Raw genomic sequence first — 22,458 nt, 5'->3', positions numbered from 1 at the left:
ATGGAATTGTTTAACAAAATAATTTCAAGTAAAAAAGAGCTAATAAACTTTACATTAAACAAACTTCTAAACAGCAAAGGAATTCTATTTACCTACTTTGATTTTCATGCGTTTAATCATGTTAAGAATAACAAAAAATATTGTTCGTTGATGATTGATAACTTTTACATTTTTCAAGATGGTATAGGAATGTATTTAGCTTTGAATTACTTGAGAAAAGATGCAGACAGGCTTGTCAGTACCGATTATTTTAACTGGCTGATTAAAAAGATTACAAAAACAAAAAAGAAAATATTTTTGCTCGGATATGATTTCAAAAATGAATTTGTTGAAAGTAAATCCAAAGAGAAAAATCTTTATCTAATTGGTTATCATCATGGATTTTTTAATAGCTGTTGTCAAGAAACAATAATAAATAGTATAAAAGATTCAAATGCTGAATTTGTTTTTATTGGAATGGGTAAACCGAAGCAGGAATTTATAGCTGCTGAATTAAAAAAACATTTACCTGAAATAAACTATGTATGTGTTGGTAATTTTTTTAATTATTATTTTGATATTAAAAAGAGAGCCCCAAGCTTAATACAACATTTACAACTTGAATGGCTGTACAGAGTTGTAAAAGAACCAAGAAGATTATTTTTCAGATATTTTCTGGGAATACCATTGTTTATTTATTATATGCTTACTTATCAGAGGGCAAAATTTAATAGAGGGCTTAATTATGAAGACACATAATTTTTTTGTTCTACTTTTTATTTTCATTTTTTCAGGAATTCTTGCTAAGGATATTAATGTGAAAAAAATACCAAATGGTTTCGAACTTATTATTAAATTTAATCAGCATGTTTATAATATCAATAATAATTCAAAACTTGATTTTATTTATGATGAAGATGAATCAAATTCAGGGAAACCTAAATTACCTTCAAAAACATTATTTATTGCTATACCACCAAAATCAAAAGCAAGGATTGAATTAACAGATAAAAATATTACACAAATTCGTGATATTGATATTGCAGTAAACAAATTGCCTGCATATGATAATGATTCGGTTCTCTACAAAACTTATGAAAGTCATAATTATTCAATAACAACTGATATTTATCCTGAAGAAGATTATGAAATTGTAAATTATACATGGGTGAGAGGTTTTTATTGTGCTGTGGTTAAAATTAACACGCATCGTTATTCATTCAAGGATAGAACATTAAGTATAATTGAAACATGTAGTTTAAGGTTGATTTATGAGGGCAACAATGTGAGCTATATAAGAAATGATGAATCATCATTATTCGACGAAACATTGAAAGAATTGATTGTTAATTATGAAGAAGCCAAAGAGTTTCGCACTAATTATAAATTTACATTTAAGGATTCAAGTGACAGCTGGATAGATTATTCAAAAAATTATATTAAAATTTCTGTAGCAAATGATAACATATATAGAATTAGTTATGATTTTTTTATCAAACATGATATAAATTTAGATTTAATTAATCCAGCTACTATTAAAATATTCAGAGAAGGTAAAGAAATTCCAATTTATGTTGAGGGGGAAGAAGATAATAAATTTAATGAAAGTGACTATATTGAATTTTACTGTGAGAAAAATTATTCAGGCAAAGATTATCGTAAAGTAGTCAACAAAGGAGAAGATTATGTCCATTATATGAATTTATATAATGATACAACAAATTTGTGGATTACATGGGGCGGTGAAAAAGGGAAAAGAATTGAAATTGATAATTCTAATTATAGCCATATTGTAGATACAATTGATTATCATCTTGTAAAATTACATCTCGAGAAAGATGAAAGACTCTGGTATTATGATCCGACAGAACCAAGAGTTCAGTTACCTTTCTGGCAGGAAAATAAATTATATACCTGGTTAGTGATCGGAAATTCAGGTTCACTTAATGTAAATTTTAATGCAAGTAATTGTGTCGAAAATTCCATTGTAAAGACTTTAACGAGGTTAATTAGTTATTCTGCTAATGTGGCAAACAACCCAGAAGGAATTTATAATACGCATAAAATTGGCATTAGTCTTAACAGCCCATCAATTCAAAATACAATTGTTTATAACTACAAAGAAACAATAAATTTTATTTCAACATTTGATTCAGGACAATTAAAGAATGGTGTAAACACTATAAGAATTTTTGGATTACCAACTTCAGTTGAATTTCATCAATCATTAATTGACTGGATTGATGTAGAATATTTCAGAAAAAACATTGCAATTGATGATTCGATATTAATTACAATTCCAGATACTTTAAGAAAAAAATTAAGAGTGATAAAAGTAGAAAATATTAAAGGAGATAAAAGTAATTTGTTAGTCTATAAAATTTTTCCTTCATTCAAAAAGATTGATAATTATTTATTACTTGGAGAAGTTAAAAAGAGTTTACAGATAATTGATACTGTCACAGGTGGGGATAAATATTTTATAACCAAAATTGAAAAAGTTGGTGAACCAATTTACAGGTATAAAAAACACTTTGTTAATCTAAGAGATAAATCAAGACAGGCTGATTATATCATAATTACAAATAAATCATTATCCAATTCGGTTGAAAATTACAAAAAGTTTATTAACGATTCTTATAGCATTAAAACTGAATTGGTTTATGATGAAGATATTTATGATGAATTTTCATATGGACAGATTGATGCTCAAGCAATTAAAAGCTTTTTAATAAATGCTTATGAAAATTGGCATAATCCAAAACCATCTTATTTAACTTTAATTGGAGATGCGAACTATGATTATAAAAATGTAACATCATCTACTCCGATAATTCGCAAAAAAAATTTGGTAATGTCTTACGGGTTTCCTGTGAGTGATATATGGTATGTTATATGGGATAGCACAATAACAGCAATTCCTCAAATGTATGTTGGAAGAATTCCTGCTAATAATGATGAACAGGTAATTTTTTACATGAATAAACATCAAAAATATATTTCAAGAAAATATGATAAATATAACAAGACATTTTTGTTTTTCAGTGGAGGCAATACAACAAGACAATCAGAACTGCAAGAAATTAAAAATGTAAATGATGCACTTTATCAAAATTATGTTTTATCATCTCCATATTTTGGAACGGGCACTCACTTCTTTAAAACAATATCACCTCAAACGAATTTTGGACCATATTCAAATGAAGAATTTCAAAAAATAATTGATGAAGGGGGATTATTTATTTCTTACATTGGACATAGTGGAACAAGAACATGGGATAATGGCATTACAGAAGTTGAACATCTAAAGAATAAATATTCTGATAGATTCCCATTAATTACCGATTTTGGTTGTTCTACAGGAAAGTTTGCAGAACCTGATGTCGATGCATTTGGAGAATTGTTTATTTGTCAATCTCATGATGGCCAGGCAATTGCATATCTTGGAAATTCAAGCTGGGGCTATCTTTCGACTTCATTAAGATTTCCAAAATATTTTTATGAAATATTTCTGAGTGATTTAGGAAAGGGAATTGGTTATGCTCATCTTTCAGCAAAAATTAAACAGCTTAATGAAAATGGTTTTAATGATATTAATCGTGTTTTTACTTATTGTAATCTTTTACTTGGGGACCCAATCGTCAGTCTTGCTTTGCCATCAAAGCCAAATTTGTATGTAGATAATTCAAAAATCAATTTGCTTTCATCTAATCTTAATGACAAAAATGATTCAGCATTGATTAAAATAAATGTCTCAAATTATGGTATATATAAAAATGCGATAACTGAAATTAAAATTGAAGATGTATTTAATAATAAAATATTATTTGAGCGGTTAATCAATGTTTATCTTCCAAAGTTTGAAGATACATTATTAATTAATGTCCCCATTAAAAATTATGCTGGAAAACATAAAATAAGAATTGTATTAGATATCACAAATTCCATTGATGAAATTTATGAAGATGATAATTATGCTGAATATGAATTTTTTGTTTATTCAGCTTCACTGGTCCCCTTAATTTCTTCTAAGCATTACAGTATAATTAATGACACATTATTAATTCTGAATCCAATAGAAAAATTAAATATTAATGTTGATGAAATTATAATTCAATTTGATGAAAATTCTGATTTCATCAAACCAATAGAAATTGTTAAACCAGTAGGTATGTTAGTTACAAAAATTCCATTAAATCAGCTTGAGGATAATAAAAGATATTATTTCAGATTTAGATTGAATGATAAATCAAGTCAATTTTCAGATGTATATTCATTTAAGAAGATTAATAATAAAGCTGAAGTATTGATTGATGAACCAGTTGAAAATGATAGAGAGTTTATTTATTCAAATACTGTTTATGACAGTCAAAGTAAAAGTTGGAAGTTAAACAGTAGAAATATTTCATTGATTGTCAAATCAGCAGGTTGGCTCGATGGTTCATATGGTTCTATTTTGTATGATAACAATGAACAGCTCCCTTCAACATATTATTGGGGTCTTGCTGTTGCTATTATTGATTCTATTACATATATGCCAAATACAGTTAAATATTTTTTAGTGCCCGATGCCGAAGTAGCAGATTCACTTGTAAATTTTATCAATTCATTAGCTGCTGGAACAATGGTAGCAATGACAGTTTGTGCAGATGCACAGCAAAATATATTTGGTGGAAAAAATTCAAAAGTTCGCAATGCTATAAAAAGTTTAGGTAGTTTTTACATTGACAGTGTTCAATATCGTGATTCATGGTGCTTGATTGGAAAGAAAGGTGCTATACCCGGCTCAGTTCCTGAAGCATATAAAAAACAATTACAGGGTCCCGTTCAAATAGAAATTTCAAAAAGTCTAATGTTCGATAATGGCTTTTTGAGTTTTCCAGAAATAACAAATGCAAGTAAATGGGAAAAAATTATTATAGATACATATAAACCTGATAATTCTAAAATTGTTTTAACCCCTATAGGAATAAATACATATGGAGAATTTGATACACTGAAAAATTTTATTTCATATACTGATTCTATAAATATCAGCCAGTTAGATGCAAGTAAATATCCTCGGATTAAAATTATCGCAAAATTTTTTGCGAATGAAAAGAAGGAAAGCCCAATCATTAAATCTCTTTCGGCATATTTTTCATCTTTACCTGAATTAGTAACTAATTATCAGATCACATCGATTGAATGTGAATCCAACCCTTCCTGTAAAGATTCTATTAAACAGGGAGGAAAAATTCATTTTCATTCTAAGATTTTTAATGCTGGCAAATCGAACTCAGGTATATTTGATGTTTCTCTTCAACTTGTTAAACCTGATAATACAATTATTAATTTGAAAGATACTCTCATTGAAAATTTAACCCCATTTGAATATACCTCTTTTTCTTATCAATACATTAATAATGATGGTTATGGTAATTTTAGTTTTATTTTAACGTTAGACAAAAAGGATGAAGTAAAAGAATTAATAGAAAATAATAACACTTATGTAAAAACCTTTTATGTTTGGAAAGATACAATCACCTCAATAAATGCATCTTCAATAGTTGTTAAGTTTAACGAGTTTGAAATAAATGATTGGGATTATGTAGAACCAGAAACTGATATCAAAATAGAAATATATTATCCAACATGGTATATGTATGAAGAAGATACAACAGCATTCAAATTACTCTTAGATAACAAAGTAATTTCCTTTTTCGAGCTCAAGAATTCTGGTGCAATTGATTATGATACAATGAATAGAAAAATAATTGTTCTTTTTCACAGAAGTTTTGAAAAAGGCGAACACAGCTTGAAAATATTTACCAAAGATGCTAATAATAAATTTACAACACTACCAGTTTATGAAAAGTATTTTATTGTGACTTCTGAAATAGAAATTAAGAATGTTTACAATTTCCCTAATCCTTTCAGCGGTTATACTTATTTTACTTTTGTTCTAACACAAATTCCCGATGAAGTTAAAATCAAAATCTATACAGTTGCAGGAAGATTAATAAAGCAAATAAATGTTTATAATTATGAATTAACGACTAATCTTAATAAAGTGTACTGGGATGGAAGAGATGATGATGGCAATATTGTCTCAAACGGAGTTTACTTTTATAAAATAATTGTACAAAAGAAAGAGAAGACTGAATCTGCAATTCAAAAATTGGCAATATTAAAATGAAGTATTTTGCTTTTTTATTAATGTGCTTTATTAATTTAAATGCACAGAACCATACTTTCCCTGTAGAACTAATTTATTTTAAAGCAATAGCTTCCAATGGATTTGTATTATTAAGCTGGGGTACTGCAACAGAAGTTAACAATTATGGATTTTATGTAGAACGTTCAAATATTTCGTTGATATTTAATGAAATTGGATTTGTCCCGGGCAACGGAAATTCTAATTCACCAAAGAATTATGTATTTATTGATTCTACTTTGTTTCATGAAGGAAAATATTTTTATCGGTTAAAGCAAATTGATATCGACGGACATTTTCAGTTTTCTGATACCATTATGGTGGATTATCATTTAACAGGAATAAAAGAAAATAGAGATAAAAATGAGATAACTTTCAATGATGTTTTTGAAAAAGGAAGTTATGTTATTAGAATTAGCAATAAAAATTCAGTATCCGGGAACTTATTTCTTTACTCAATAATTGGAGAAAAAAAATTTGAAGCATATATAGAGTCAGATAATTCAACTATTATCATTCCAAATAATTGTTCAAGTGGGATTTATATTTTAGTATTTACAGTGAATTCAAAAATCATACAAATGAAAAAAATAGTTATAGTAAAATGAAAAACTATATTTCATTTGCGGAGCTAATAAAATAAAAAAATAATTTATCAAGCTATTCTTTAAAATTTTTTTAGATGCAATAATTTTATAATTTTGGTTTAGAAGTATAAAATTAAATTATTATTGAATTCACAAATTGACATTAATATGAATTTTTTTGAAAGAAGAAAAAAATTGAAAAGTGCAAATTATCTTGAACTCACCCCTGTTCATTTAATGAAATATGAATCAGATGAAAACAACTTCGTAACAATTCACATACCTAAGTTTAATAGTAGCTTTAGTTTTAAATATATCATGCCCAGATTGAAAAATCCATTTATAAAACTAAAACTTGATGAATTAGGTTCTGCTGCGTGGCTTGAAATTGATGGTAAAAAGAAAGTATTAGAAATTGCAGATAGACTCACTCAAAAATTTGGGTCTAAAGTTCAGCCTGTTGAAGAAAGATTAACTAAATTTTTAACACAACTATATGAACAAAGATTAATAACATTTGAAGAAATTAAAGGAGAATAATTATGGGAGAAATATTAGGGCATTTGAAACCATCTCTTCTATGGAACCATTTTGAAGAAATTTGCAAGCGTCCACATCCTTCAAGAAAAGAAGAGAAAGTTGCTGAGTATGTAATTTCAATTGCAAAAAAGAATGGCTTGAAGTATAAGAGAGATGATTTTGGAAATATTGTAATTACAAAGAAGGCAACATTAGGAAAGGAAAATTTAATTCCTGTTGTTCTGCAGGGACATCTTGATATGGTTGCAGAAAAAAATGCAGATGTTCAGCATGATTTTGATAGAGATCCCATTCAACCATATGTAGATGGTGATTGGGTAAAAGCAAAAGGGACAACACTTGGCTCTGATAATGGAATTGGAGTAGCTGCTGCTCTTGCAGTTCTTGAATCTAATGACATTGAACATGGACCACTTGAAGCTTTATTTACTTTGGATGAGGAAACGGGATTGAATGGGGCGCAAGCTCTTAAACCTAATTTTCTCAATGCTAAAATATTAATTAATCTCGATTCAGAAGAGGATGGAGATTTATACATCGGTTGTGCAGGAGGACAAACAACAACTGCAAAATTTGTCTTCAAACCATCTGAAATTCCTGCAAATACTACTGCTCTCGAAATCAAAATTACTGGATTGAAAGGCGGGCATTCGGGACTGGATATTAACACTGGAAGAGGAAATGCAATAAAATTAATGGCTCGCCTACTTCATGAGTTGAATTATAAATTTGGGATTAGATTAGTAAATATAAATGGTGGTAGCAAACATAATGCAATTCCGCGTGAATGTTTTTCAATAATTAGAGTATCTAACAAAATATTAAATGATGTTGTTGGTTATATTGAAAATTATAACAACATAGTTCGAAGTGAGATGTCAACAGTTGAGCCAAATTTAAATGTTACAGCAACAGAAATAAAAAATCGTTCAAAAGTTATGGATAAAACGACTGCAACAAATTTGATTAACTCTCTTTATGGTATTCAAAATGGTGTAATTAAAATGAGTGCAGAGATTGAAGGACTGGTTGAAACCTCTTCGAATTTAGCTGTTGTTACTACAAAAGGAAAAACTGTAGAGATTATTACAAGCCAAAGAAGTTCAGTGGAAACTGAAAAACATGATATATCAAATGCAATTTCATCAGTTTTTAATTTAGCAAAAGCCGAAGTTCATCAAAAAGATAGCTATCCAGGATGGAAGCCCGATGTTAATTCACAGATACTTCAAATAATGAAAAATGTATACAAAAATTTATATGGAAGTGAACCACACGTAAAAGCAATCCATGCAGGACTTGAATGTGGAATTATTAAAGAAAAATTTCCTGAAATGGATATGATTTCATTCGGTCCAACTATAATTGGAGCCCATTCTCCAGATGAAAGGGTTCAAATCAGTACGGTTGAAAAATTCTGGAATACATTAGTTAATGTATTAAAAAATATACCAGAGCAATCAACAGTATAAAATGAATTTGCTCTTAAAAAAAGCAAGAGTATAGAGCAATAATTTAGAATATAATTCTTGATTCTGTTATGCTCTCTGCTCTTGCTTCAGTAAAATTATAAAGTGGGAATTAAATTTATTATTAAATAAAAGTGATTTACAATTTTGCTTTGCTTTCTTCCCAGTATTTATCCATTTCCTTTAGTGAAGATTCTGTTAAATTTTTTCCGCTTTCTTTTATCTTATTTTCAACATAATTAAATCTTGCTATAAATTTTTCGTTTGTAATTCTCAAAGCATTTTCAGGATTGATTCCAAGAAATCTTGCATAATTTGTAAGAGCAAAGAAAACATCTCCAAGTTCTTCTTCTAATTTTTTTTGGTCCCCACTTTTTTCACATGCATGCATTTCGTTAATTTCTTCTATAACTTTTTTCCATACATCTTCTTTATTATTCCAATCAAAACCAATTTTAGAAGCTTTTTCCTGTAAACGGTATGCTCTTGCAAGTCCAGGTAAATTTTTAGGAACTCCTTCCAAAATTGAATCTCTTCCTTCAGATAATTTAATTTCTTCCCAGTTCTTTACAATATCTTCAGTCCCATTGACTTTTACATCTCCAAAAACATGCGGATGACGACGAATTAATTTTTCTCGGATAGTATCTATTACATCATTGATATTAAAATGATTTTCTTCTTCTGCAATAACAGAATGAAAAAGTATGTGTAGCAATAAATCTCCAAGTTCAGTTTTAATTTCTTTGTAATCTTTTTCATCTATTGCTTCTATTAATTCATAAGTTTCTTCAATTGTAGCAGCTTTAATTGAATCGTGAGTTTGTTCTCTGTCCCATGGACATTCTTTTCTTAGTCTTTTCATAATGTTGTATAGTTCTTCAAATTTTTCCCCTGTCATATTCTAACCTTTTTTTGCTGCAAAGATAAATAATGAGTTCGATAAAAAGCTAATTCAAAATTTTTTAATAATATCAAAAAAATATTTTCAATATATTTGCATTGAAATTAAGGAGGAGTAAAAATGTATGAACAAAAAATTCGAGAAATATTAGGATATGATTTGCCAAATACTCCCAAACCATTAGCAGCTTATGTTCCAGCAAATCAAATTGGTGACTTAGTTTATACATCAGGGCAACTTCCCATTAAAAATGGGAAATTAATAGCTGAAGGCAAAGTAGGTTATGAGGTAAGTGAAGAAAAAGCAATAGAATGTGCGCAGCTTTGTGCAATAAATTGTTTAAGTGCAATTAAATCATTAATTGGCAGCCTGGATAGAATTGAACAAATTGTGAAATTAACTGTATTTGTAAATTCCAGAATAGGATATTCATCCCAGCCCAAAGTTGCAAATGGAGCTTCGGAGTTTTTAGTTAATGTTTTTGGAGAAAAAGGGAAACATGCAAGAAGTACTGTGGGAGTAAGTGATTTACCATTGAACGCACCAATAGAAATTGAAATGGTCGTGCGTATTAAATAATTAGTTGATTATTATATGACTTGAAACTTTATAAAAGTTATGATAAAATTGCTATAGCGATTAACAAAGAAACAAAAATTTTGATTCATTGTTAAAAGCCAAAAAAATGGAGCTTACAATGAAAAGAGTAATTTTGGTATTAATAATTTGTGCAACAACTATAACTGCTCAATTCAAAGACCAGACAAGTAATTATGATATTAAAAGTAACATAATAAAAAATTATTCATCAAGCTTATTCAATTTTTTTAACTCAGAAAATTTTAAGATGAATCATACATTCGATATCTCTTATCAAACATTTGGTGCAGCAGGCAGTTTAGCTTTGACAACTTATACTAACAGCATGTTTTATAAAATAAATGATAAATTAAATATTCAAGCAGATATTAGTCTTGTAAATTCTCCTTTTAATTCTTTTGGAAAAGAATTCTCAAATAAAATTAATGGATTATATTTAAACCGTGCACAAATAAACTACAAGCCTACTGAAAACATGTCGATAATTTTACAATACAGAAACATTCCTTATTACAATCCATATAGTTATTATTCATCTTTTTATTACAGAGATTTGTTTGACCGCTTTGAGTATGATAAATAGAGACAGAAATTTTATTAAATTTACGATTGATAATTTGATTTAACTTAGACACACAACAATTGGAAAAATATAATTCGAAAAAATCATCTAAAAAGAGCACAGATTTAAAATCTTCCTCAATAAATCTATTCTTAAACATCACCAATTTCTTTTTATTTGCAATTATACTTTTTATGATATATTCACTTTATATAAAAATTTCAGATGCAAAAACAAATTCATACAAAGAAGAACAATTACCTTCAGAAATTATTCAAGTAGAAGTTTTAAATGGCTGTAATGTAGCAGGGATAGCTGATAGATTTACAGATTTTCTAAGAAACAACGGATTTGATGTTGTAAATATTGGTAATTACATAAACAATGACATTGATGAAACTATCGTTATCGATAGAATGGGCAATAAAGCTAATGCATACAAAGTTGCAGAGGTTTTGGGTGTAAAAAGAGACAATGTTATTCAGCAGCTTAACGAAAATTATTTTCTTGATGTTACAATAGTAATTGGAAAAGATTACTATAACTTAAAACCACTAAAATGAGGTAAGTGTGGATTCATTAAAATTTGCTAAACAAATAGCTCAATTGATATTAAACAAGAAAGGTTATGATATAAAAATTCTTGATATTCGTAAAATTTCTACTATCTCAGATTTTTTTGTTATTTGTTCTGCTGATGTAGACAGACAGGTTAAAGCTATAGCTGATGAGGTAGAAGAAAAACTAAATTCTAAAGGTGTTAAATGTTTCAGCAGAGAAGGCTATGAAACATTGAACTGGGTCATCCTTGATTATTTTGATGTAATTGTTCACATCTTTCGAACGGAAGTAAGAAATTATTATAATCTTGAAAAACTATGGGGTGATGCCCCAATTGTTCCTCTCGATGATGAAGAAGAGCCCAAACAAAAACTTAATTCAAAAAATTCTAAAAGTTCATCAAAAAAGAAAACGGAGAAATAATTGAAAAATTATCTTTATACTATTTTTAATAGGCTTTCTGATAAATTAGATTATCTAAAAAATATCGATTTTATTTTTACTGTGCCTAATCAACAAGCTCATGGTGATTACTCTACAAATGTTGCAATGTTGCTATCTAAATCATTAAAGAAAAGCCCACGAGAAATTGCTGATGAAATTATCTCTAATCTTCAGTATGATAAATCAGTTATTGAAAAAATAGAAATTGCAGGACCAGGATTTATAAATTTTTATTTTACAAAAAGATATGTAACGAATGTAATTAAAGAGATAATTGAAAAATCTGAAAACTATGGCAAATCAAAAAAATATGATGGTAAAATTGCACAGGTAGAATTTGTATCTGCAAATCCAACTGGACCTTTAACAGTAGGACATGGTAGAAACGCTGTAACGGGTGATACTATTGCAAATTTGCTTGAATGGATTGGTTACAAAGTTGAAAGAGAATATTATTTTAATAATGCTGGCAGACAAATGAGAATTCTTGGTGATTCAGTTCGCTTAAGATATCTTGAATTGCTCGGTCATAGTATTGAATTTCCGGAAGAATATTATCAGGGAGATTATATTAAAGACATTGCAAAAAAACTTTATGATGAATATGGAGATAAATTAATTAATGAAAATCCAGAAGGAATTTTTAAGCAAAGAGCAGAAAAAGAAATTTTTGATGATATTAATAAAACTTTGAGACGGCTCAATATTCATTTTGATAATTATTATAATGAAAATAGTTTGTATGAAGAAGGAAGAATAGAAAAACTTTTACAATTGTTTGAGAAAAAAAAATTATCTTATAAGAAAGATGATGCTGTTTGGCTTAAACTTTCTGAATTAGGTAATGAAAAAGATAAAGTTATTGTTAAATCAACCGGGGAACCAACTTACAGACTGCCAGATATTGCATACCATATTACCAAATTTGAACGAGGTTATGATTTAATAGTTGATTTATTTGGTTCAGACCATAATGCAACTTATCCAGATGTTTTAGCTGGACTTAAAGCACTTGGGTATGATATAAACAAAGTAAAAGTTTTGATTCATCAATTTGTTACAATAATTCAAAATGGTGAAGTAGTTAAAATGTCAACCCGAAAAGCAAATTATGTAACTTTGGATGAATTGATAGATGAAGTTGGAAGTGATGTTGTGAGATACTTTTTTAACATGAGAAGTATTTCAAGTCATTTGAATTTTGATATTGGACTTGCAAAAAAACAGTCTGACGAAAATCCAGTATTTTATCTGCAATATGCTCATGCAAGAATTTCATCAATACTTCGAATAACAAAGGATGAAAATCTAAATTTCTCTTTAGAAAATCTTGAATTACTTACTCAAGATGAAGAGCAAAATTTATTGAAAAAATTATACGAATTTCCTGATGAAGTATTGTTGAGTGCAGAAAATTTCGAACCTCATAGAATATGTGTTTATTTAGAAGAATTAGCTGCTTTATTCCATAAATTTTATACTGAATGCAGAATAATAGGCAGTCCAAAAGAATTAGCCGAAGCAAGAATTGCATTAATAGTTGCAGTTCAAACGGTGCTTAGAAATGGATTAAAAATACTTGGTGTTTCTGCTCCTGAAAAAATGTAATTAACTGGCTAAAGCAATAGATAATGCATAAATTTTTGAAGCACCATTTTCTATTAAAACTTTACCGCATTCAGAAATTGTAGCACCAGTTGTAATTACATCATCAACAATCAAGAAAATTTTATTTCTTATCAATTTATTATTTTTAACTGAGAAAGCTCCGCATACATTGGCTTTTCTGTCTTCTAATTTTAATTCTGTTTGCGATTGAGTATATCTTATTCTTTTTAAGATAGATGTCTCTACCTGAATTTTAACAATATTACTTATTGCTTTGGCAATATAATATGATTGATTATATCCTCTTTCTGCTTTTTTAAGATGATAAAGAGGAACTGGAATGATAAAGTCAGGTTTCCAGTTTAGAATATCTTTGTAAAAATTTTTTCCAGCGAGCTCACCTAAAAAAATACCTGCTTTAATATTTCCGTTGTATTTTAAATCATGAATTACTGATTGTAAAGCTTTATCTTTTTCAAAGATAAATAGAGAACGAAAATCTTTTATGATATTTTCTTCTTTAAATTTTCTATTGTATTCTTTTGACAATAAATTTTCATCTGTTTTTTGTATAGAAGAAAAACAATTAAAGCATATGCATTTTTCGTCATCTTTTAATTTCTCTTCACATGAAATACAAATTCTTGGCAGAAAAAAATCTAATATTTCTTTTACTAATTTCATTTGAATTACATTAATGTTTTCAAATGATTAACTATACCATTCCGTGTCTTTTTCTTATAAACCATTCAATTGAAAATAATATTATAATTGTAATCAGCAGCCATTTATCTGTTCGTAAATTAATTTCTGATGTAATGCTTTTTTCTTTTATTGAAGCATTAAGGATTTCGTTTAATTGTTTTTTAAGTTCATCAATATCACTTAAAAAATAGAAATTTCCATTTGATGCATAAGCTAATTGTTTTAAGAAATTTATATCCATTTGAGTATTTAATTTTTCAATATCTGATTCAACTACTGAAAATCTTCCACGATTACTTTTCAAAGTTATTCCATCATATTCTGCAGTTGCTTCATAAGAATAATTTCCCTGCCTGTTAAGTTCAAAATTAGATTGGAATATTCCATCTTTAACTTTTTCTAATATCAAATTATACTTTTGATTATCATTAAAAACAGTCAAATTAATTTTTGCTGAGTCAATCGGTGCAAAAGTGTTGTCATATAACTCAGCTATAAAATCAATTGGTTCGCCTTCGGAAAATATTTTTTTGTTTGTTTTTACAATGAATTGGTTTTGTCTTTCAGCAGTATTAAGCCATTTGATTATATTGTTAAGAAATTTAGAAAAAAAGTAAGGATTTTTTTCTGCTTTTAATAATTGCCATCTCCAAATATCTCCTGCTAAAATTGCAAATGATTTTTGTCTCCCAATATTCATTGAAATAATCAGAGGAATGTTTGCGGGTATATTTCTTACAGTTCCTTTAACCAAAATTTCGCATCCAGGTTTTGGTATTAACTCAGTTGTTGATTTTGTAAGTGGAGGCAAGTTTTCCCATTCTTTATCTTCAAAGGATTTTGAGAATATTGATTTTATAGAACTACTAAAAATACTTGGTGCAATTTCTATGTATGTATTCGAAATGTTATTTATTGAAAAGGGGAGAACTTTTTCATAAGCCGATAATTGATGCATATCCGTATTGTTGGAAACTATCATCAAATAAGGTTTATTATTTTTTTCAATCTTTGAAAAGATTTGTTGAGAAAAAGATGATGTTGAATTGTATGCAGGAAAATCTATTAATACTAAAACATCTGCACTGTCAATTTTGGAAATATTATCATTCCATATTTTGTTTTGTGTAATTTGTATGATTTTTATTATATCAATATTCTCATTGTTTTTAATTGCTGTTGAAACTGCTGACAAGTCAGGAGATGGACTGCCAGCAATTATTGCAACTTTAATTTTGTCTTTTAATACATTAATGAAAAATGTTTTCTTATTATTAAAAAGATTATCCTCATTTTTTAGTTGGGATATTAATATACTTAATTTTATTTCTCCATAATTTTTAGGTGTGTAATCAAATTTAATTTTGTTAAAACCTGTTTCACTGAGATTAAAATTTTTTGTTTGAATTAACTTATCTTCTTCAAAAAGAGAAGCACTGATGATGCTATTATCAAATCCTTTTTGTGTTATTAATGCTTCAATTTCTGTTTCTTTATTTGCATAAATATATTGATTATAAAGAACTTCCTTTACAGCAACATCTTTTTGAATTGAACTATCCCCAATTCCAACAGTAAAAATTGGAAAGTTTAATTTTTCTGCTTCATATATCGGATTGCTTCCATCTGTTATTATTCCATCACTAATTATCACCGCTCCTGCAATATTATCTTCTGAATTTTTTAATACGGAAATTATTTTATCAAAATTTGTAACCGGTTCATTATACTTAATTTTATTTAACGAATCTATTGACAGAGGTTCAGGATGAACTCCAAAAGTAAAAATGTTATAAATAGACTTTTTGGTAGTTACTAAATTTTTTATTGCATCAATATTGCTCGAAAGTCTTTTAAGGCTGTCTTTAACAGCAAGTGATTTTGAATTGTCTGTAAAAAGAAAAATTTTTGGTTCATTTATTTTTTTGTAACTGATTGTAAGAACAGGTTCAAAAATTAAAATCAGGATTAACAATATCGAAATGCTTCTTATAGTTACTAAAAGTGTTTTTATTAAAGTAGAAACCTTTGGGATTGTATATTTATATATAAAATATGAATAAACCAGTAGAATAATTATTCCGGGAATTAAATAAAAAAAATTTATTTCTGTCGAAATATGAAAATTGCCTGTGGGCATTTGATTAACCTTTTTCTAAACTTTCCATTAGATTTTCAATTTTCCAGCTTTGCATTGAGTTATAAGTATTATAATCTGTCAAATCAAAATGAATTGGTGAAATTGATACATAATTATTTTTAATGGCAAATTGGTCTGTAGTTAAATCATTGTCTGTTTCAACTAAGTTTCCCGTAAGCCAGTAATATTTTTTGCCATAAGGATCAATTCTTTCTTCATAAATATCATCCCATTTTGATTTCCCCTGACGTGTTAATTTAATTCCTGCAATTTGATTTTCTGGCAAATCAGGCACATTTACATTAAGTAGTGTCCCATTTGGCAATCCATTTTTTATGACTAATAATGAAAGTGCTCTTGATAATTTTGCTGCAAATTGAAAATTTTTAGCTGCATGATTGGTAACCGATACGGCTATAGAAGGAACATCCATTATTGCTGCCTCGCGTGCTGCGGATACTGTCCCGGAATAAATTATATTAATTGCAGTATTTGAGCCATGATTTATTCCCGAAATTACTATATCTGGTGGAGCTTTCATTATGTTTCGAATTCCAATTTTTACACAATCGGCTGGAGTTCCGTCAACTGCATAACCAAAAAATTCTCCATCTTTGAAATACTCTGTAATTCTTAATGGGATTTTCATTGTTATTGCATGTCCAACAGCACTCTGTTCTGTTCGCGGAGCTACCACTGTAACTTCTCCAATTTTTTTCATCTCACCAGCAAGTGCTGAGATTCCAGGAGAATCAATTCCATCATCATTTGTTATTAATATTTTCACTATTCACCTATATTTTTTATTGGATATTTAACAGAAATATTTCTCTATAAATAAATTTTATTAAAGTAAATATACTTAAAAGCTGAAATAACAAAGAAACATTAAATTAGTTATAAAACTTTGTTTTAAATATCTTAATTTTGTATTGAAAAATTTATTATAACTATGAAGCTCAAAGATATTTTAATTTTTCTTGTTTCAGTTTCGTCATTAATAACAGCACAAATTGATACTACACAGATTGGAAACATTGATATTTTTGTTATCGATTCATATATAACACCAGAACCACCGTATAAATTTACTTTGTCGTTTTATACAAGTGATAGCTGTACGTCAAAAATAGTTTTTGATAATAAAAAAGAATTTATTGTTTCTGATAAATTGAATGAAAATCATAGAATAGAAATTGAGCTTGATGGCATAATTAATAAAAAGAATTTAATTCAATATAAAATTTTAGTTTACAATAAAGATAATGTTGAATCCATTAGCCAGTTATATGAAATAGAAATTCCGCAGAACATCATTTTTGCTTACAAAAAAAATGTAAACTTATTTCAGGTATGTTGTTTTGGGGGTATTATTTTTGGTTTACCTTCTCCAACTTATATTTCTAAAAACAACAAGGATTATTTTGGTTTAACAAAAGAAATTCCTGTTTTTTCTTTTTATAAAGGAAGTTATAATTATCCCTTTGGTTACATAGGCGCTGAATATGCTCATATTTTTAATGCAGATAAAAAAAATTTTCTAAGAGTTGGATACAAGCAAATTATTCAGTTAAATTTTATTAAATATGTTTCTGCAGGCTTAAATTACTTTACTGATTTTAAAGGTTATAATGGAATAAGTCCAGAGTTCTCATTTGGTTTATTCCAGATACAAAATGTTTTTACTGCTTTTTTGAGATACAGATATAATTTCCAACCTGACAGAGGGGGAACAGATTTTCATGAAGTATCTGTGGGATTATATTCCAATTTCTTCTCAATTAATTTTTAGAAAATTTAATTTTAGTTAATGAATTTTTTATAAAAAATTTATTGTAATGCAGGAAACAATTTTATCGGTTAGTGAAATAACAAATCTTATTAAAGTTACTCTCGAAGAAAGTTATTCGGAAGTAAATGTAATAGGTGAAATTTCTAATTTCAAAGCGCATGTTTCAGGCCATTGGTATTTTACATTGAAAGATGCAAATGCTCAAATAAATTGTGCTATGTGGAGAGGAGTAAACAGTTATGTGTTTTTTACTCCACAGGATGGAATGAAAGTAATTGTAAGTGGAAGAATTACTGTTTATGCGCCAAGAGGTAGTTATCAGATTGATGTTCGCTCCATGAAACCGGCAGGAATTGGTGAACTTCAAGCAGCATTTGAAAAATTGAAACAGAAACTTGCCGCTGAAGGTTTGTTTGATATTGAACATAAAAAGCCAATCCCAAGATTTCCTAAAAAAATTGGTATTGTAACAGCAATTGATGGTGCAGCTTTTCAGGATATGAAAAGTATAGCTGCAAGAAGATATCCTCTTGTAGAATTAGTAATAGCACCTTGCCGAGTTCAGGGAGAAGGTGCAGCTCAAGAAATTGTAGAAAGCATAAAATTACTCAATCAGTTTAATGATATTGATACAATTATTGTTGGACGCGGCGGAGGTTCACTTGAAGATTTATGGCCCTTTAACGAAGAAATTGTTGCTCGTGCTATATTCAATTCAAGAATTCCAATTATTAGTGCTGTCGGTCATGAAATAGATTTTACAATTGCAGATTTTGTGGCAGATTTAAGAGCTCCTACTCCTTCCGCAGCTATGGAACTTGCAACTCCAAATATTGATGAACTTTTTGCCTTTATAAATGAATTTTCCTATTATTTCACAGAAAATATGCTCGAAATTATTGAAAACTATAAATTGGAGGTTAATCAATTAATTTCTTCCTATGGTTTCCGATTGCCACAAGATAATATTAAAAACAAAATTCAATTATTAGACAGTACTGTTTTTAAATTTCAGTATTTAATTGATGATAAACTAAAGTCAGAAAAAAATAGACTTGAATTGCTCAATAACAAAGTTCAATCTTTTAATGTAGAAAATATTTTAAGGAGAGGATTTGCTATTGTCAAACAGAATGAAAAGATTATTCATAGATTAAAGGAATTAACATTACACAAACCAGTCCAATTGAAATTTTATGATGGAGAAGTAATAATAAATGAGTAAGAAAAAAGAAAATTCATTCGAAGAATCATTGAAAAGACTTCAAGAGATCTCGGAAATTCTTGAGAGAGGAGAAGTTAGCCTTGAAGAATCAATTAAACTTTACGAAGAAGGAATAAATTTAGCAAAATTCTGCTATACTACTTTGAAAGAAGCAGAACTAAAAGTAACCGAACTTAAAAAACAATTTGAAGCAGATTTAAAAAATAATTTTCAAAATGGAAATGAATTATGATTGATAAAGCTCAATACAAAATTCTTTTTAATGTTAATTCTCCTGCTGATATAAAAAATTTTTCTATCGAAGAATTAAATTTACTTTGTTATGAAATAAGACAATACATGATTGATATTATATCTCAAATTGGTGGTCATTTTGGCGGGGGATTAGGAGCAGTTGAATTAACAGTTGCATTACATAAAGTATTTAATACACCTTACGACCAGATTGTATGGGATACAGGTCATCAGGCTTATCCTCATAAAATTATTACTGGAAGAAGAGATTTATTAAAAACAATAAGACAATTAAATGGAATAAGTGGGTTTCTAAAACGAAGCGAAAGTGAATACGATGCATTTGGTGCTGGACATGCTTCAACTTCAATTTCTGCAGCTTTGGGTATTGCAGTTGCAAGGGATATTTTAAAGACAGACAGAAAAGTTGTTGCTGTAATTGGTGATGGAGCAATGACAGGCGGAATGGCTTACGAAGCTATGAATAATTCTGGATTGATTAAAAGTGATTTAATTGTTGTTCTCAACGATAATCAAATGTCGATAGCTCCAAATAAATGGCAGATTTCTAATTATTTTACAGAAGTAATTTCTCATCCTGAATTCAATAAATTAAAAGGAGCTATCTGGGATTTGACCGGAAAACTTGACCAATTTGGAGACAGGATAAGAAAAGCTGCTGTAAGAATTGAACATGGAATAAAAGCTATTGTAACACCTGGAATGTTGTTCGAAGCACTTGGATTTAGATATTTTGGACCAATTAATGGGCACAATATTTCTCAATTAATAAAAATATTTGAACATGTAAAAAATCTAAAAGGACCAATCCTTGTTCATGTTATTACAGAAAAAGGGAAAGGATATGCACCTGCAGAAAAACATAATCAACGATTACATGCAGCAATCCCTTTTGATAAAATTACTGGTGAAGTAATTAAGAAATCTATTACAACTCCATCTTATACAGAAATATTTGGTAAAACACTTGTTGATATTGCAAGAAAAAATTCTGATGTTGTTGGTATAACTGCAGCAATGCCTGATGGAACAGGGTTAGATTATTTACAGAAAGAATTTCCTGAAAGATATTTTGATGTAGGAATTGCAGAAGAACATGCAGTTACATTTGCAGCAGGTTTGGCTACTCAAGGCATTATACCTGTAGTTGCTATTTATTCTACTTTTCTCCAAAGAGCTTTTGACCAGATTATTCACGATGTTGCATTACAAAATCTTCATGTTGTATTTGTGCTGGATAGAGCTGGATTAGTAGGCGCTGATGGACCAACTCATCATGGAGCTTTTGATTTGTCTTACCTGCGATTAATTCCGAACATGGTTATAATGGCTCCTAAAGATGAGGCTGAATTAAGAAATATGTTGTTTACAGCAATTAATTATAAAAAAGGTCCAATTGCCTTGCGATATCCTCGAGGGAATGCACTTGGAGTAACAATAAAAGATGAATTCGAAGAATTAGAAATTGGTCAAAGTGAAACTATTCAACTTGGTAATGATGTTGTATTTCTGGCTGTGGGTGTTATGGTTGAATATGCTAAAAAAGCCTCACAAATTTTAAGTGAACATGGAATAAATTCTGAAATAATAAACATGAGATTTATTAAACCACTTGATAAAAATAAGCTTGATGATGTTGCAAATCGTTTCGATAAAATTGTTACACTTGAAGAAAATACTTTAATAGGAGGATTTGGTTCAGGTGTACTTGAATATTTTGCAGAAAAAAATTATAAAAATGATATTTTAAGAATTGGATTACCCGATAAATTTATTGAACATGGGACACAGCAACAATTACATAACCAGCTTGGTATTGATCCGAATGGAATTGCAAACCAGGTATTAAAATTTATCAATAAAAAAGCAATTAAAAATGGAATTGTAGCTTGATGGAAAAAGTAAAATTAGGAATTATTGGCCTGGGCAGTATTGCACAACTAGTGCATCTGCCAATTTTATCTAAGCTCGAAAATGCAGAACTTGCAGCTTTATGTGAAATAAATAAAAATAGATTGAAAACTATAGGTGAAAAATATCCATCTGCAAAAAAATATCAAGATTATAAAGAGATGACAGCGAATGAAAATCTTGATGCTGTTATAATTGCAACTCCAACATCTACACATACTGAAATTGCACTTCATTGTTTGAAGTCAAATATTAATGTTCTAATTGAAAAACCAATAGCAATTAATTATGAAGAAGCTAAAGAGATTAATAACGCTGCTAGAAAACATAAAAAAATTGCAATGGTAGGAACGAACCTGAGATTTAGACCCGATGCTATGTTAATGAAAAGCATAATAAACAGCGGAGAACTAGGAGAACTTTTTTATATAAAATGCAGTTGGTTAAGAAAAAAAAGCAGTGCACAAAAATGGTTTATAAATAAAAAGCATTCAGGTGGCGGAGTTGTTATTGACCTTGGGATTGTACTACTCGATTTAGCTTTGTGGATGTTTGATAACGATAAAATTGAATCTGTCTCAGTTCAAACATTTAATCATACTTTGAAGGATATTGAAGAATCAGCAATTGGATTTATTCGATTTGAAAATGAGCAAGTAATAACTTTTGAAGTAAGCTGGGAACTATATTCAGAAACTGATAGCTTTAGTATGGTTGTTCATGGTACAAAGGGGACAGCACATTTAAATCCGCTTAGAGTTTATAAAAGAATTGAATCAACACATATTGATTATACTCCATCAAAAACAAATATATCGAATCTGTTTAGAAAGTCTTATGAAAATGAGTTGAAACATTTTATTGCAACTGTCCGAGAAAATATTCAGCCGATATCATCAAGTGAAGAGTCATTGATTAGAATGAAAATGCTTGAAGCAATTTATAAATCAGCAAAAACAGGAAAAGAAATAAAAATATAA

General features: G+C 28.6%; 19 protein-coding genes. 15 read left to right on the top strand and 4 right to left on the bottom strand.

Features of this window, described 5'->3' with window-relative positions:
• The 5 genes from VJY32_RS02615 to VJY32_RS02595 all read left to right on the top strand — a co-directional run bounded on the left by VJY32_RS02615 (position 1) and on the right by VJY32_RS02595 (position 8,774).
• On the top strand, positions 1-738 hold the full coding sequence (locus VJY32_RS02615; RefSeq protein WP_353676319.1) for a WecB/TagA/CpsF family glycosyltransferase: 738 nt from the start codon (positions 1-3) through the stop codon (positions 736-738).
• Entirely contained in the window at positions 725-6,157 is a 5,433-nt protein-coding gene (locus VJY32_RS02610) for a C25 family cysteine peptidase (RefSeq protein ID WP_353676318.1), read from the top strand. Before VJY32_RS02615 ends, VJY32_RS02610 begins: the two co-directional genes overlap by 14 nt.
• Positions 6,154-6,783: a hypothetical protein gene (locus VJY32_RS02605; protein ID WP_353676317.1), complete on the top strand. Its 630-nt coding sequence runs from the start codon at positions 6,154-6,156 to the stop codon at positions 6,781-6,783. The genes VJY32_RS02610 and VJY32_RS02605 overlap by 4 nt, the downstream gene beginning before the upstream one ends.
• Before the next feature lie 174 nt (positions 6,784-6,957).
• Positions 6,958-7,302, top strand: a complete 345-nt coding sequence (locus tag VJY32_RS02600; RefSeq protein ID WP_353676316.1) for a PqqD family protein — start codon at positions 6,958-6,960, stop codon at positions 7,300-7,302.
• A gap of 2 nt (positions 7,303-7,304) precedes the next feature.
• Positions 7,305-8,774 (top strand): aminoacyl-histidine dipeptidase, encoded by a 1,470-nt coding sequence (locus VJY32_RS02595; protein WP_353676315.1) that lies wholly within the window; start codon positions 7,305-7,307, stop codon positions 8,772-8,774.
• Positions 8,775-8,910: 136 nt separating this feature from the next.
• Here VJY32_RS02595 and mazG read toward each other — a convergent pair whose 3' ends face one another.
• Entirely contained in the window at positions 8,911-9,672 is a 762-nt protein-coding gene (gene mazG / locus VJY32_RS02590) for a nucleoside triphosphate pyrophosphohydrolase (RefSeq protein ID WP_353676314.1), read from the bottom strand.
• A gap of 123 nt (positions 9,673-9,795) precedes the next feature.
• On the opposite strand from mazG, the gene VJY32_RS02585 reads away from it, so the two are divergent.
• The 5 genes from VJY32_RS02585 (at position 9,796) to argS (ending at position 13,450) form a co-directional block, all read left to right on the top strand.
• The gene (locus VJY32_RS02585) at positions 9,796-10,254 is read left to right on the top strand and encodes a RidA family protein (protein WP_353676313.1); all 459 of its coding nucleotides are present in this window, start codon (positions 9,796-9,798) and stop codon (positions 10,252-10,254) included.
• A gap of 118 nt (positions 10,255-10,372) precedes the next feature.
• Positions 10,373-10,858 (top strand): hypothetical protein, encoded by a 486-nt coding sequence (locus VJY32_RS02580; protein WP_353676312.1) that lies wholly within the window; start codon positions 10,373-10,375, stop codon positions 10,856-10,858.
• Between the two features lie 173 nt (positions 10,859-11,031).
• Positions 11,032-11,400 (top strand): LytR C-terminal domain-containing protein, encoded by a 369-nt coding sequence (locus tag VJY32_RS02575; RefSeq protein WP_353676311.1) that lies wholly within the window; start codon positions 11,032-11,034, stop codon positions 11,398-11,400.
• 7 nt (positions 11,401-11,407) lie between these two features.
• Positions 11,408-11,821 (top strand): ribosome silencing factor, encoded by a 414-nt coding sequence (gene rsfS / locus VJY32_RS02570; protein ID WP_353676310.1) that lies wholly within the window; start codon positions 11,408-11,410, stop codon positions 11,819-11,821.
• Positions 11,822-13,450, top strand: coding sequence for an arginine--tRNA ligase (gene argS, locus VJY32_RS02565; RefSeq protein WP_353676309.1), 1,629 nt, complete (start codon positions 11,822-11,824; stop codon positions 13,448-13,450). It abuts the gene before it with no gap.
• Here argS and VJY32_RS02560 read toward each other — a convergent pair whose 3' ends face one another.
• Genes VJY32_RS02560 through surE form a run of 3 tightly spaced genes read right to left on the bottom strand, consistent with a single transcriptional unit; the run spans position 13,451 to position 17,082 of the window.
• Complete coding sequence (locus VJY32_RS02560; RefSeq protein ID WP_353676308.1) at positions 13,451-14,134, bottom strand: ComF family protein; 684 nt, start codon at positions 14,132-14,134, stop codon at positions 13,451-13,453. It lies immediately after the preceding gene.
• 31 nt (positions 14,135-14,165) lie between these two features.
• Positions 14,166-16,295, bottom strand: coding sequence for a hypothetical protein (locus VJY32_RS02555; protein WP_353676307.1), 2,130 nt, complete (start codon positions 16,293-16,295; stop codon positions 14,166-14,168).
• A gap of 4 nt (positions 16,296-16,299) precedes the next feature.
• Positions 16,300-17,082, bottom strand: coding sequence for a 5'/3'-nucleotidase SurE (gene surE, locus VJY32_RS02550; protein WP_353676306.1), 783 nt, complete (start codon positions 17,080-17,082; stop codon positions 16,300-16,302).
• Positions 17,083-17,247: 165 nt separating this feature from the next.
• Between surE and VJY32_RS02545 the strand changes: the two genes are divergently transcribed.
• From VJY32_RS02545 to VJY32_RS02525, 5 genes are read left to right on the top strand one after another with little or no spacing between them, the layout of a single operon-like run.
• Positions 17,248-18,087, top strand: a complete 840-nt coding sequence (locus VJY32_RS02545) for a hypothetical protein (RefSeq protein WP_353676305.1) — start codon at positions 17,248-17,250, stop codon at positions 18,085-18,087.
• Between the two features lie 46 nt (positions 18,088-18,133).
• Positions 18,134-19,312, top strand: coding sequence for an exodeoxyribonuclease VII large subunit (xseA, locus tag VJY32_RS02540; protein ID WP_353676304.1), 1,179 nt, complete (start codon positions 18,134-18,136; stop codon positions 19,310-19,312).
• Entirely contained in the window at positions 19,305-19,544 is a 240-nt protein-coding gene (locus tag VJY32_RS02535; protein ID WP_353676303.1) for an exodeoxyribonuclease VII small subunit, read from the top strand. Before xseA ends, VJY32_RS02535 begins: the two co-directional genes overlap by 8 nt.
• The gene (gene dxs / locus VJY32_RS02530; RefSeq protein WP_353676302.1) at positions 19,541-21,460 is read left to right on the top strand and encodes a 1-deoxy-D-xylulose-5-phosphate synthase; all 1,920 of its coding nucleotides are present in this window, start codon (positions 19,541-19,543) and stop codon (positions 21,458-21,460) included. The genes VJY32_RS02535 and dxs overlap by 4 nt, the downstream gene beginning before the upstream one ends.
• Entirely contained in the window at positions 21,460-22,458 is a 999-nt protein-coding gene (locus VJY32_RS02525) for a Gfo/Idh/MocA family protein (RefSeq protein WP_353676301.1), read from the top strand. Before dxs ends, VJY32_RS02525 begins: the two co-directional genes overlap by 1 nt.

Origin of the sequence: Rosettibacter primus (genome assembly GCF_036860675.1) — a bacterium.
Classification (GTDB): Bacteria; Bacteroidota; Ignavibacteria; order Ignavibacteriales; family Melioribacteraceae; genus Rosettibacter; species Rosettibacter primus.
Note: the sequence above shows the minus strand (reverse complement) of the source record. Positions and strands in the feature narration are given on the sequence as shown.